At 52.3% G+C, this 13,168-nt stretch carries 11 protein-coding genes; 7 read left to right on the forward strand and 4 right to left on the reverse strand.

From position 1 onward, the window contains the following. Nucleotides 1-240: 240 nt before the first annotated feature. Nucleotides 241-1,293, reverse strand: a complete 1,053-nt coding sequence (zapE, locus tag HMPREF2554_RS07440; protein ID WP_013398940.1) for a cell division protein ZapE — start codon at nt 1,291-1,293, stop codon at nt 241-243. 239 nt (nt 1,294-1,532) lie between these two features. Further along, nucleotides 1,533-3,344, reverse strand: coding sequence for a cytochrome c biogenesis protein DipZ (locus HMPREF2554_RS07445; RefSeq protein WP_070554483.1), 1,812 nt, complete (start codon nt 3,342-3,344; stop codon nt 1,533-1,535). A 360-nt stretch (nt 3,345-3,704) separates the two neighbouring features. On the opposite strand from HMPREF2554_RS07445, the gene HMPREF2554_RS07450 reads away from it, so the two are divergent. The 7 genes from HMPREF2554_RS07450 (at nt 3,705) to HMPREF2554_RS07485 (ending at nt 9,132) form a co-directional block, all read left to right on the forward strand. Continuing rightward, nucleotides 3,705-4,082 (forward strand): hypothetical protein, encoded by a 378-nt coding sequence (locus tag HMPREF2554_RS07450; protein WP_013398938.1) that lies wholly within the window; start codon nt 3,705-3,707, stop codon nt 4,080-4,082. Nucleotides 4,083-4,203: 121 nt separating this feature from the next. Continuing rightward, nucleotides 4,204-4,827, forward strand: coding sequence for a sigma-70 family RNA polymerase sigma factor (locus tag HMPREF2554_RS07455; RefSeq protein ID WP_238382318.1), 624 nt, complete (start codon nt 4,204-4,206; stop codon nt 4,825-4,827). Further along, nucleotides 4,817-5,743 (forward strand): anti-sigma factor, encoded by a 927-nt coding sequence (locus HMPREF2554_RS07460; protein WP_013398936.1) that lies wholly within the window; start codon nt 4,817-4,819, stop codon nt 5,741-5,743. The genes HMPREF2554_RS07455 and HMPREF2554_RS07460 overlap by 11 nt, the downstream gene beginning before the upstream one ends. An 88-nt stretch (nt 5,744-5,831) precedes the next feature. Next, complete coding sequence (gene ybaK / locus HMPREF2554_RS07465) at nt 5,832-6,332, forward strand: Cys-tRNA(Pro) deacylase (RefSeq protein WP_013398935.1); 501 nt, start codon at nt 5,832-5,834, stop codon at nt 6,330-6,332. 221 nt (nt 6,333-6,553) lie between these two features. Continuing rightward, the gene (gene msrB / locus HMPREF2554_RS07475; RefSeq protein WP_013398933.1) at nt 6,554-6,970 is read left to right on the forward strand and encodes a peptide-methionine (R)-S-oxide reductase MsrB; all 417 of its coding nucleotides are present in this window, start codon (nt 6,554-6,556) and stop codon (nt 6,968-6,970) included. A 173-nt stretch (nt 6,971-7,143) separates the two neighbouring features. Next, nucleotides 7,144-8,418: an HRDC domain-containing protein gene (locus HMPREF2554_RS07480; protein ID WP_070554485.1), complete on the forward strand. Its 1,275-nt coding sequence runs from the start codon at nt 7,144-7,146 to the stop codon at nt 8,416-8,418. A gap of 192 nt (nt 8,419-8,610) precedes the next feature. Continuing rightward, on the forward strand, nt 8,611-9,132 hold the full coding sequence (locus tag HMPREF2554_RS07485) for a Rieske (2Fe-2S) protein (protein ID WP_013398931.1): 522 nt from the start codon (nt 8,611-8,613) through the stop codon (nt 9,130-9,132). A 138-nt stretch (nt 9,133-9,270) separates the two neighbouring features. Here the strand turns inward: HMPREF2554_RS07485 and dxs are convergent, their stop codons facing one another. Both dxs and HMPREF2554_RS07495 read right to left on the reverse strand, forming a co-directional pair. Beyond that, the gene (gene dxs, locus HMPREF2554_RS07490) at nt 9,271-11,280 is read right to left on the reverse strand and encodes a 1-deoxy-D-xylulose-5-phosphate synthase (RefSeq protein ID WP_013398930.1); all 2,010 of its coding nucleotides are present in this window, start codon (nt 11,278-11,280) and stop codon (nt 9,271-9,273) included. A 164-nt stretch (nt 11,281-11,444) separates the two neighbouring features. Continuing rightward, entirely contained in the window at nt 11,445-13,079 is a 1,635-nt protein-coding gene (locus tag HMPREF2554_RS07495) for a class I SAM-dependent RNA methyltransferase (RefSeq protein ID WP_013398929.1), read from the reverse strand. Nucleotides 13,080-13,168: the final 89 nt, after the last annotated feature.

The raw sequence follows: 13,168 nt of genomic DNA on the forward strand, positions 1-13,168 counted from the left end.
CAAGGTGGTGCTCTACCAACTGAGCTACAACCGCTTATCAGGTGCTTTTCAAGCATCAACAACAGGCTTTACCCGTCACACTGACAGATAAATACTATACGGGTTTTTTCGTCGTTTGCCAAATCTTTTGCCGCACTTTTTAGGCCGAGCGTCAGTACCAAAAACCTTACAACCTTCTACACAAATAAGGTCGCAAATATCAAGCACAGCATTCTACGCTATACCGCAATGCCATGAAGTCTAAGCCTCTGATTCCCCTAGCAAGCCTTCACGAGCGAGCGCCGTCAGACGCGAGACGGCACGGAAGTACTTCTTCTGGTAACCGCCAGCAAGCATTTCGGGTGTGAAGACCTGGTCGAAAGGTACACCGGATGAGACGATCGGCAGGTCTTTGTCGTAAAGACGGTCAGCGAGCACAACAAAGCGCAGCGCTACCGCTTGCTCGGTAATCGGGTGTACATCGCGCCAAGCGATACCCTGCAGACCGTCGATAAACTGGCGGTAACGGGAAGGGTGCACTTTCGCTAAGTGTTCGACAAGCTCTGAGAAAGTATCGATACCCACGGTTTTTCCATCGAATACTTCCTCAACCTTAGCGTCGAACGCGTCGGGAGTTACGGGTTCCGGTGCAGCTGGAAGACCGCGATGACGGAAGTCTTCACCATCCACACGGTGTACTTCGAATTGTTCGGCGAGTACTTGGATTTCACGTTTGAAGTCTTCGGCGGCAAAGCGTCCTTCGCCGAGGGCACCGGGCAGAGTGTTGGAGGTTGCTACGAGTTTGACGCCCGCATCTGCGAGTTCGCGCATCAGGCGGGACATGAGGACAGTATCGCCGGGGTCATCAAGCTCGAATTCGTCAATGCAGACGAGCTTGTATCCACTGAGCGCTTCTACGGTTTTGCGGAAGGTGAGGGCACCAACCAGGTTGGTGTATTCGACGAAGGTACCGAAGGCTTTGGGCCCGTCAACATAGTGCCATAGGGAGGCTAGAAGGTGGGTTTTCCCAACACCGAAGCCGCCGTCTAAATAGAGCCCGGATTTTGCGGAGTCTTTCTTTTTACCGCCAAAAAGTTTGCCGAAGAACCCGCCAGAACTTCCTCCTTTGTTGATTTTATCGCCGAAGGTTTTGAGTTTTTGTACTGCTTCAGCTTGGGAGGGCTGGTTTGGATCGGGAATATAGCTGTCGAATGACACTTCACCGAATCGTTCTGAGGGACGAAATCCAGCGAGAAGCTCTTCTGCTGAGACGTTTGGGATACGTTCGGTAAGGTGTTCGTAGGTGACGGGCACGATATAACTTTCTGAGTGACGTCTATGTTACTTGTCTTAAGTTTAGTACGGATGTGCTGAGCTTGCCGCAGCCCGGTACTCGGAGCGCTCTCTCCCTCGGGTACAGATGCGGTGAAAACGCAGTAAAACCCGGGACTATGCGTTTTACGTGGTTTTAGTCATGTGTGATCTAAAGCCTTGAAAACACAGTCCCGGGTTTAGTCGTTAGGGGTGAATTCTGTGTGAGATTCGGCAGAGACTTATGAGAAGGTGAGCGAGTACAGCTGCACTCCGGGCGAGACCTTGAGCTCAATAACTCCGCTACTTTGCTCATCGCCGCGCACAATGTGGTGGGCGTTGGGAGCGCCGTCTACGTGAATCTTTTCCGTTGTACCATTGCGCCGCACTTCGATGGTACCGCTGCCGCCGGCAACAACCTGCGCTCCGTGGGCACTATAGTTAATCCGCAAAGTGCCGTCGTTTCCTTGAGGCTCAATACGTTCGGGGGTTATGGACCACGTACCGTTGAGGTCGTATTGGTCAACAGCTAGACGATCTGCTGGTTTGAAGGTTCGGGTTCCGTTAGCGTAGCTTTCTTGCCCCGCAAAGTACATTGCGCGTTTAGAGCCTAGATACGTTTCAGGGGTTCGCGCATCATGCGCGTTTTGTGTTTCCTCTTGTACATCATCCTTGTGAATAGGGTCTGGAAGCTGCACTTGTGGGTTTGCAGCTTTGAGAAGTTCGCGTACCTGTGCCTCAGTCACCTTATGCCCACCTTCACCATAGTGAACAGCACGAAGTTTACCTTCACTATCAATGAGATAGTGTGCAGGCCAATAGCGGTTGCTGTAAGCACGCCAAATAGCATAGTCGTTGTCTTGAACTACCGGGTATTTAATACCTAGGTTCTCAATGCCTGCCTGGACATTCTTACCTTCGTGTTCGAACGCATATTCCGGCGTGTGTACTCCCACTATTTCTAGACCATAATCATGATATTTGGCGTAGAGTTCATTCAGGTGCGGTGCCGTCCTCTGACAGTTAATGCACGAGTATGCCCAAAAATCAACGAGTGTAACCTTTCCACGCATATGAGCGAGACTTGGCTGATTCTCAGTGTTAAAGTTACCCGTGCCACCTGCTAATTCCGGGGCAGAGCCGCAGTCCTGCAATTTTTCTTCATCGGGTCGGCACGAGCTTATCGACCCACCGGTGGAGGAGGAAATAATATTATTCTGCGTATCTTGACTGATAGTCTGCTCAATCCCTTCCGTATAATTCGGAATTGCGCGCTGTAGCTGGGCGGGAACGTTGAATACTAGTCCGATTGAAAGAGCGATCAAGAGTACACCCGAGGCGGTGCGTACTCCACGCTGGTGGGTGCGGAACGTCTTAACTCGTTCTGCAATGCTCCGCCCCGCAAGAGCAAAGATCAACAACGGGATCGCTGTTCCGAAAGCAAAGGATAGGGTGAGTGCTACGGTTTCGATACCGATGTTTCCGGTTGCGCCAGCAAGGGTAATAGCTGCAAGAACCGGACCTGCGCAGGGCACATAGACGAGACCGAGAGCAAACCCCATGAGGAAGCCGCCACGTGTGGTGCTGCGTTTCGCTCCGAGTTTTGAGAATTTCGCGAAAGGTTTTTCAAGCAGGCGCTCCAACGGGGGTATAAGCATGCTCAGCCCAACAATAATGAGGAAGGTGATACCTAAAATCCTCAGCGTATCTTGCGGCAAGTGCAGGGCAGCAAGAATAACCGAACCGAGCAGGGTAAAGAGGCTGAAGCTCAGAACGAGCCCGCCTACAACTTGATAGGGACGCCAGCGTGATGCAGTACGCTGCATGGGTGCTGGAGCTGCGTTTCCGAGAACTGCGCTTCTGCGCGAGAATAAGGCTTGCACATTGTCCGCAGAATCTTTTGCTATGCCTGTTTGTCCAAATTCGGTAGATGCAGTGCGCGCTGAATCTGCACCGCCAGTGACGAGAATAACGGGCAAGATAGGCAGGATACAGGGCGAGATCCCAGTGATAAGACCACCGAGTATGCCAAGGATGATGAGCGATAACAGCATAGTTATTCTTCCTCATGGATTGGTAATGCGAGGCGATGCTGCCTCACGTGTTGTCATGGTTATATTCGGAACGAACTGCGGTTTCGGTTTGGTTGAAATTATTTTTATAGCGATGCCTGCACAATTGACAGCATCTTAATGAGGCCTTTTACTCCGCAATATTCAAGTTCATGGAAGTTTTTCTCAAGGTGTTGCGAGAGGTAGTCGGATACATCATTTAAAAATTTTTCTGAGGTTTTGCAATCCGAGCGGGCTGAATGTTCCGAATACCTAATGAGTCCAGTTTAGGATTCTGAATATTTTGCAATGGTACGGGCGCTCCTCCGCGTTACCTGTGCCGATATAAGATTGGAGTTACGTATGTCCGTTATTCTTCGCACTGCGTCTTTTGCAGCTGTTTCTCTAGCCCTCGTTGCTGGTGTTTCTGCATGTTCTTCTAACGCTTCTGATCAGAACTCATCGCCGAGCGCATCGTCGAGCTCTTCTGCATCATCCACCCCCTCTTCTTCTGCCATGATGAGTTCAGACGCTATGATGTCGCCTTCAGCTATGCCGAGTCAGTCTGCCATGTCTGGGGACAAGATGGATGGCGACCACGGCAAGATGGACGGCGATAAAATGCAGGGAGATCATGACAGCATGAAGCATGATGACAATAAGATGGACGGTGACAAAGGGGGCAAGATGGAAAACAAAGACGCCATGATGTCTCCTTCGGCTTCCGCCATGTCGAAGTAATATTTTGCCGGTATGCTGCTTTACACCCTGGAATATTTTCTAGGGTGTAAAACATACCTAAACTTCGCTTATCACCGACACAATAATCAAATGTCATCATAGGGCGTGAGATGATATGACCATGACTTTTTTGGATCGTCAGGTGACTTCGGCGTATCAAGAAGCTCAAAAAGCCACCCAAATTCCTCAGGAATATCAGCGCTTAACTGCGTTGATGGAGTGTGCTGCCGCAGGAAACGAACACTGTTTTGAAGCTCTATACGATGCGCTTGTTCCGCGTCTGTACGCGCTTATTAACCGCATTCTTCATAACCGAACGCATGCGGAAGAAGTTACTCAAGAAGTTTTTCTAGAAATATGGCAAAAAGCGCCTTTATACCGTGCAGAACGGGGTACCGTGTTGTCGTGGGCTGCAACTATTGCTCACCGCCGTGCGGTTGATAGGGTGCGCTCCGTTGCAGCCTCCACAGAACGTGATTTCACACGCGGTCTTGAGGAGTATCGCGAATCTTATCATCATGTTGATGACGCAATAGCTGCTTTTATGGATACGGAGGAGGTTCATCATGCTCTATCGGGTATTCCACGCGAACAAGCCCAGCTGCTCACCATGGCATATTTCGGAGGTAAATCACAGCGCGAGATCTCCGATGAAACGGGCATTCCTCTAGGAACTGTCAAAACCCGCATGCGCGCTGGCATGCAGAAACTACGTGAACGATTGGAGGGCACCCGTGAGCACTAAAGACTATCCCGAAGATTTCCCCAATAAACTCGACTACGCCCTTCACACGCTTTCACCAACGCAACGTATAGCGTTTGAATCGTGGGCCCCCAAACACGAACGCGAAGATGCTAAGGCCGATGCTGCGGTTCTCTCTGAGGTTTTTGGTACTTCGCTCACTCCGCAAGAACCGTCCGCTGAGCTTAAAGCGCGTGTGATGGCGCAGGTTGCACATACCGAGCAAATCCAGCCAGTTAATGAGCTAGGTACAGATGATGTGAATGCCGAGCATAAGAGTGATCATGCCGATTCCGAAGGTTACTTTGCATCAGATAATGCAGACAACGCTCAAGCTATCGCAGACTCAGAGGATTCCGCTTATGCACGAGCTAAACGGCGTTGGTTCGGGACCCAGGGTAAATTCTCACCATCGCGCATGACGGCTGCGGCAAGTATTATTATCGCTGCTGGTCTGGGCATATGGGGTTTCACGCAGCATCAGCAACTAGAACGTACCTCCCAGGAGCTTCAAGCCGCGAGGGTGTCCTCTTCGGCTCCAGCACATCCGGCAGCTGCACGACCTGGCGACCAGTCGATCGTCGAGCAAATCAGCATGGCTCCTGACCTTTCAATGGCCCAAGGTAAAGTCAACGGTATGCCAGTATCGGTCATGTACTCCCCTTCCCACAACATGGCGGGTGTTTCAACGACAAATCTGCCTGCGCTACCCGAAGGAAAGGTCTATAAACTCTGGTTTTACGATGCTCAGGGCAATATTGTGGGATCTGGAATCCTCAATTCTGCTGGTCGCGGTGCAGGGATCACAACCATGACAGAGCACGATCTGAGTACAGTCACCGACTTTGGTATCTCAATTGAAGATGAATCGGCTAATTCTCCTAGTCAGAAACCCGCTATGCTGGAAAACGTTGTGTAGCCTAACGCTTGCAGGCACGCCATCCCTACGCAGGTAAAGGTGATACATACCTTAGGGGTTCACCTCACGTTTTCGTAGAATAGTCTTCATGGCTAAAAAGAATAAAGGCGGCAAGAAAGGTGCCTCCACCGCTGCGGTCGCGCTCTTGAAGGAAACTAAGACTCCTTTTGAGATTCGTGAGTACGAGCATGTGGAGGGAGAAACCTCCTTTGGGTTGGAGGCCGCGCAGAAACTTGGCGCCAATCCTGAGCAGGTATTTAAAACGCTTCTTATTGTTCATGACAAAGATTTTGCGGTGGCGGTAGTGCCGGTGAGTGGGCAGCTAAACCTGAAAGCGGCGGCACACGCCCTTGGTTGGAAGAGCGCCTCCATGTGCGATCCGAAGGTTGCCGAGCGCCGCACTGGATATGTGGTGGGTGGTATTTCGCCGTTAGGGCAGAAAACTCCTTCCCCCACGCTTTTGGATGCCAGCGCTGAGCAGTATCAAACTATCTTGGTCTCTGGCGGTAAACGCGGGCTTGATATTGAGCTCTCCCCCGCCGACTTGCTTAAACTCACCGGCGGCAACTATGCGCCTCTTCGCGCCTGAGCAGCCGTGTCTTGAGCTGCGGATCCCTGCAGCGGAGGACGCTGCCGAATGGTATGCGCTGTTCAGGGATACGCGCGTCATGGAGTATTTGGGGCGACCCGCAGATTCACTCGCTCACTATGAGGATATGGTGGTGCGTACCCTGTACCATCGGGAACAAAACCCGAGCCAGCACCGTTATAACGACGACAGCTCATAAGAGAAGATTTGAAGGAGTAGCAGTGGGAAACTCACTACCAGGTGTCGGTAAAATTGCGAAGAATTGGCGTGAAGTTCTCAAACCCGAAGAATACGCGGTACTGCGTGAAGGCGGCACCGAACGTGCTTTCACCGGCGAATACTGGGATACGAAAACCGAGGGTGTGTATTCGTGCCGAGCCTGTGGGACCGAGCTTTTCCGCTCTGCTGAGAAGTTCGAGTCGCACTGCGGCTGGCCCTCTTTCTTCGCTCCACTCGCCGAAGATCGTGTGCGGTATCTGGAAGACACCACGTTAGGGATGCGCCGAGTAGAGGTACGTTGTGCCGCCTGCGATTCGCATCTGGGTCACGTGTTTGAAGGCGAAGGATACGATACTCCGACTGATCTGCGGTATTGCATCAATTCTGTCTGTCTCACATTGGAACCGCAAAAGTCGTAAGCTAGAGCTATTTACGAGACAATACTGCTGTTAGCCCGGTGCCGGTCTTTGGGTTTTCGGTATATTTGAAGAAACATGTAACGCACAGCGGCAACGGGTAGAATGGTGGAGTCATTGTTTTCAGCCCCGTCGAGGGAGCTACCAGAAACGGATATTCAAGGAACCACTTTCAGATGAGTCTCAGCCCGAGTACCGAGCCTATCAAACTCCCACCTATGCTCGGATTACCTGCTGATTTCACGGTTCCTGATGTTATTCCGCTAACTACCCCGTCTGTTCCGGTCCCCTCTATTATTAACACGGAGAGGGCGCTTGAACGTGCTGCTGAATCTTTGCGTGCTGCATCCGGTCCGGTTGCTGTCGATACGGAACGCGCACAGGGTATACGGTACGGGATCAGGGCTTTCTTGGTACAGCTGAAACGCGAAGATAAGCTCTACCTGATCGATCCCGAAGCTTTTTCTGACCTTAGGATCATCAACGATGCTCTAGCAGATGCCGAATGGATTATTCACGCAGCAACCCAGGATTTTCCGAGTCTGGATCTTCTTGGAATGCGACCGCGTCTTCTCTTTGATACCGAGCTCGGTGCACGTTTAGCGGGTCTGGAACGGGTGAACCTGGGAGCTGTTGTCGAAGAGCTTCTAGGGTACAAACTTGAGAAAAAGCATTCCCAAGAAGACTGGTCACAGCGTCCTTTGCCAGAGTCTTGGCTGAACTACGCATGCCTTGATGTTGATGTACTAGCAGACTTACGCGATGCCTTGGAAGAGGTTTTAGAAGACCAGGGAAAACTTGAGTATGCCCGCCAGGAATTTGCCTATCTCTGTTCACTGCCGCCCGCTGACCCTGCTGCGAAGAAAGCCGAACGGTGGAGGAAAGCGAAGGGACGGAACACGCTCCGGTCCGTACCGCAACTAACAGCCCTGCGGAATCTTTGGTTCGAGCGCGATAAATTAGCGCAGAAGAAAGATATAGATTCTAAGGCTTTACTCTCAGATGCCGCACTTGTTGAGGCTGCGCAGAAAATGCCTCGTAATGTACCAGCTATCATGGCGATTCCGGGGTTCCGTACTCGACTGTTGAAACGTGAAGGTCCCCGCTGGGTGCGTGCGATAGTATCAGCTTCTCGGGGTGAGGACCCGGCGCCCTATACCATTCCGGCAACCGCGCCTCCCCCGCTTAAAGCTTGGGAAACGAAACGCCCTATTTCACTAGAGATTCTTAGCGAAGTGCGGAAGATAGTACAACGGGAGTCAGAGCGGCTCAATATTCCAGCACAGAATATTATCAGCGCTGATTGTATACGGCGTCTGTGCTGGGATCCGCCCGAGCCTTACTCTCAAGAGGCCCTTCTTGAGGCTCTTCGCTCGCATGATGTGCGCCCGTGGCAGATTGAAATCCTCGCCCCGGATCTTCATGAAGTTTTCCAGCGACACCTTGGCTAATGCCTTAATACATGGATCTCTCAACCCAAGAAAAATATGGAGGCACGCGCCACACAACAAAACGGCTTATTCGCGTGCATACGATTTATCTTCTAGATTTATAAAAGAGCGACACGCAGCTATCCCACAGGTACGGTCGCCTCAGCATCACACAAGCCCGGCTTCACACACCGGGGAATTCAAGGAGGAACGATGAACGAAGTACCATCGTGCACCTGTTCGTGCGCACAATCAGAAATTTCTGGGCACGAGCCAAGCTCTCAGAGCATTCAGGAGCTGGAGCATAAACTTTCGCGCCGAAATGCACTCGTAGCGGGGGCTACAGCTACCGCAGGAGCTCTTGCTTTAAGCGCCTGTGCCGAAGGTTCCAGCGGTGGTGGCGGAGGGGGCGGTAACGGTGCTGCCGGGCCAGAGTCCCCCACCGATATTGCGGCTGCTTCGGAGGTACCCGTCGGCAAAGCGGCGAAACTTACCAAAGGCGGCGTTACCGTTATCGTATCTCAGCCTGAAAACGGTGTCTTCAAGGCTTTTAGCTCCACCTGCACCCACCAAGGATGCCAACTCAACGTACAAAACAACAGCCAAATTGTGTGCCCATGCCATGGTTCTCAGTTTGCGCTCGCTGATGGTGCAGTCAAAGGCGGTCCTGCCGAGTCGCCGTTGAAATCCTATAAAGCAGAGGCGAAAGACGGCAGGATCATTGTTGGGGGCTAGGTATCTTTCACACATTAGTATTGGCGGCACGTTAGTTTTTAACGTCTAGATTTCATGTCAATAAAAACGTTGGGGTGTGTGAAAATCTAAACACCCCAACGTTTTATTTTTTGCACTCGGTAAAGCACCACAAAAAAATTACTGAGTATGCCGAGGCTTTTGCCCTTCTTCGCGTGCGAAGGGAACCTTATCACCCGCAAGCTGCGCGAGAATATCGGCAGTAATGGTTTCCGCGCACAAACCAACATCTTCCAGGATTTCCTCACGTGACGCATGCGGTATAAATTCTGCCGGTAAGCCGAGCTCACTCAACGCCGTGTCCACACCAGCCGCACGCATCTCTTGGCGAATGCGTGAACCCACACCGCCCGCACGCACACCATCTTCGAGAGTCACAACGATGCGGTGGTCTCGTGCAAAATCCACCACCGAATGCGGAACCGGCATAACCCATCGCGGATCAATCACCGTCGAATGAATGCCCTGCTCGGCAAGGCGCTCAGACACTTCGAGCGCTACCCGTGCCATGGCGCCAACGGCAACAAACAGCACATCGCGCTGCCCAGTTTCAGGATGCGGCCGCCCGGTGCGGGTCAGCACATCCACCCCGTCAGAGCGGCGTTCCAGGGCAGCGATATCTTCACCCACCGACCCCTTTGGGTACCTGACAACGGTCGGTGCATCATCAATAGCGACGGCTTCACGAAGCGCTTCACGAAGCGTCGCAGCATCGCGTGGAGCGGCCAAGTTTAACCCAGGAATAAACTGCAGAAGCGATAAGTCCCACATGCCGTGGTGACTTGCGCCGTCAGGTCCAGTAATGCCGGAGCGGTCAAGAACCAGAGTCACGCCCGCCTTGTGAAGGGCAACATCCATCAAGAGCTGGTCGAAGCCACGGTTTAAGAATGTTGCATAGAGTGCCACCACAGGGTGCATACCGCCGTATGCCAAGCCTGCGCTCATCGCAACGGCGTGCTGTTCTGCGATACCAACATCAATGACTCTGTTCGGATGCGCTTGCGCGAATTCACGTAGACCAACAGGAATGAGCATGGCACCGGTAATGCCTACAATGTCTTCGCGTTCATCCGCGATCTGTTTGATCTCACGACCGAAAACACTCGTCCATGACTCTTCGGTGCTGGTTGAGACAGGCCTACCGGTAAGAGGATCAATCCTTCCTACCGCATGGAATTGATCATCATCATTCGCACGTGCCGGAGCGTAGCCGTGTCCTTTCTCTGTAATAGCGTGCACAATCACCGGGCCGCCGTAGTTCTTAGCGGCACGCAAGGCGGTCTCAACAGCTTCTTGATCGTGCCCATCAATTGGACCAACATATTTCATGCCGAGATCTTCAAAAATACCCTTGGGGACCACAACGTCCTTAATACCGACCTTCATGCCGTGCAGCCCCCGGTAAATCATCTGCCCCAGCGGGCCGCCACGCTGCAGACCACGGCGCATAGCATCAAGCGCCCGATCATATCGATGGTCAAGACGCATACGGTCAACCTGCTGCTGCACCTCGTGCTTAAGTGCCGTCAGCTGGTTAGCAAAACCGCCAATAGTAGGCGCATACGATCGACCATTGTCATTGACTACAATAACGACTTTACGACTACGGTCGGCAGCGATATTATTCACGGCTTCCCAGGCCATGCCTCCGGTCAACGCACCATCACCGATTAAAACCACCGTATAGCGGTCATTTTCTCCGTTGAGAGCGTAGGCGCGTGAAATACCATCAGCCCAGGAAATTGATGATGAAGCGTGCGAGGACTGAATAATATCGTGTTCAGACTCGCCACGATCCGGATACCCCGACAACCCGCCCTTTTGGCGCAGGGTGTCAAAGGCGTGACGACCGGTCACCAGCTTGTGCACATAGGACTGATGCCCTGTATCAAAGAGAATAGAATCGTGGGGCGAATCAAAAATACGGTGGATACCAAGAGTCAGCTCAACAACACCAAGATTGGGGCCTAAATGACCACCCGTTGCAGAAACATTCGTTACGATAAACTGACGGATCTCTTCAGCGAGTTCACGCAGCTGCTCGTAGCTGAGGGGGCGCAAATCCCGAGGTTCACGAATATCGGACAAGAGCCCTGAGGATTCCTTGTTCGCCTCGTTCTCAGCAGACATACACTCTCCTTCTGCACGGTTGAGGTCAACAATGTACCTCTAGGTCTAACAGTTAAATTCTAACGGGTTAGGTTATATATACCCATTTGAAGGTTGCCGAAAAAAGTCATGGTTACCGTGTTCGCCATCTTAGGTACATACAGTTTTGCTGTCTCTACGAGAATTTACTTATGACGTTTTGACAGACGCGCTGGACGAATACGCGCAGGCGCACGGTGAAAAAGAGCGAGCGTCTCAACATGATGCGTATTAGGGTACATATCAAATGCCCGGACCTGTACGAGATCCCAGCCTAGTTCACGCAAAATAGCTGTATCGCGTCCCAAGGCTGCAGGATCACATGCCACATATAGAATGCGCCCGGGCTTGAGTTCGTTGAGGCGTTCCAAAACTTTGCGGTTAGCCCCTTCGCGAGATGGGTCAAGTACCACGGCATCCGGGGTAGGTATCTGGCCAAGGCTATGTGCTGCTTTAAGATCTTGAAGGCTTTGCGCAACGTCTCCACGAATAACCTCAACACGGGTTTCCTTGGAGTTATCGCTTCGGGAAGGACCATCCGGAGCGAAGTTGGAACGCGCATCACGGTGCGTTACCGGGGAACCTTCAACGCTGATAACCGTTCCTTCTGAGCCGACAGCATCCGCAAGCGCTGCTGTAAATAGTCCAGCACCGGCGTATAGGTCGAGGGCGCATTCGCCTAAGGTTGGGCGGAGCATGGTTAACATGGTGCCCATGAGAGTTGAGGGGGCACAGCGGTGAATCTGCCAGAAGCCACCTGCGGAGACCTGATAGCTGAACCTTCGCGGACCAAAACTTACTTCTTCGGTTACGGAACGTAACCCACCGCCAAGGAGTATATCTCCCTGACGCACACGCCGATAAGGGCTATGCACGCTGGGCTGCCCCGAACGCTTGCTCGGTTTTGCTTTCGATCCGCTGTAGGGGGTGAAGAAAAGTGAGATTTTACGTTTAGCAAGCTCGCCCCAAAGCTGGATGCACTGCCTTTCAATCTCTTTGGCGACGTGGGTTGTCTCAAACCGGGGATCAACCATGAATTGGAGCAGAATACGCCCACGTGAAGACAGCGTTGCTTCTAGTTCGCGAACCCCCCGCAGGTTGAGCTTGTGAAGTTCTAGGTCACGCAGTTCACGTGCCACGAGGGGAAAATCAACTACGGGTACCGGCTGCGAGCTGTGGTAGGGGTACATGCCGATGCGCCAATACGTTGTACCGTCTTCAATGCTTTTAGCGGTGGTGTACCGTATACGAGATCGCCAGGAGAGGTCGCCTTCGACGAGGTCTCGATTAGGCATAGACTCAACGATAAGGTTTGTTAAGAGTGGTGATTCTAGAGGGATGCCGCCTAAGCGATGAAGCTGAGTTCGTACGATCTCGGCTTTGTAACGCCGTTGTTCAGAGGGTTCTAGGTGTCCATACTCCATCCCGCCAAGAAGCTCTGCTATGCCGGTGAGTTTCTGACGTTCTTCGGGGGTTTTGAGGGCATCTGCCTGTGCCCAGGGATGCTTACGGCGCACTGGTGCAGGCACTTTGACGGCTACAACATCTGCAAAGTAGAAACGGTTTTTGGGGCCTACTGCTGTAATTCGAACTTGGGCTTCTTCACCCACTACACCGTGCCGTACGAAAACGACCCCGGCGTGCGTACGTGCAACGAGTGCACCTCCGTGAGCGGGGGTCTCACAGGTTACCTGGATTAGCTCGCCTATAGTGTACCCCTGCTCCGAGGTAGCGTTATCCGCACCGGAGTCACGTACTGTGCTGATTTCAGGGGTGTTCACGCGTCTTCTCCTTACAGAATTCTGATGTGAAGCATTCTACACCGCTTATTTTTAAATAACCGTTCAACCCTGCCATAAGCATGAGAAAA

The organism is Rothia sp. HMSC071F11, from assembly GCF_001809115.1.
Taxonomy (GTDB): domain Bacteria; phylum Actinomycetota; class Actinomycetes; order Actinomycetales; family Micrococcaceae; genus Rothia; species Rothia dentocariosa.

Excerpts from the sequence above, each read along its gene's own strand:
- HMPREF2554_RS07450 (WP_013398938.1), top strand. The coding sequence starts at position 3,705 with ATGTCCGTTATTCTTCGCACTGCGTCTTTTGCAGCTGTTTCTCTAGCC.
- dxs (WP_013398930.1), bottom strand. The coding sequence starts at position 11,280 with ATGTCTGCTGAGAACGAGGCGAACAAGGAATCCTCAGGGCTCTTGTCC.
- HMPREF2554_RS07480 (WP_070554485.1), top strand. The coding sequence starts at position 7,144 with ATGAGTCTCAGCCCGAGTACCGAGCCTATCAAACTCCCACCTATGCTC.
- HMPREF2554_RS07445 (WP_070554483.1), bottom strand. The coding sequence starts at position 3,344 with ATGCTGTTATCGCTCATCATCCTTGGCATACTCGGTGGTCTTATCACT.
- HMPREF2554_RS07455 (WP_238382318.1), top strand. The coding sequence starts at position 4,204 with ATGACTTTTTTGGATCGTCAGGTGACTTCGGCGTATCAAGAAGCTCAA.
- HMPREF2554_RS07485 (WP_013398931.1), top strand. The coding sequence starts at position 8,611 with ATGAACGAAGTACCATCGTGCACCTGTTCGTGCGCACAATCAGAAATT.
- ybaK (WP_013398935.1), top strand. The coding sequence starts at position 5,832 with ATGGCTAAAAAGAATAAAGGCGGCAAGAAAGGTGCCTCCACCGCTGCG.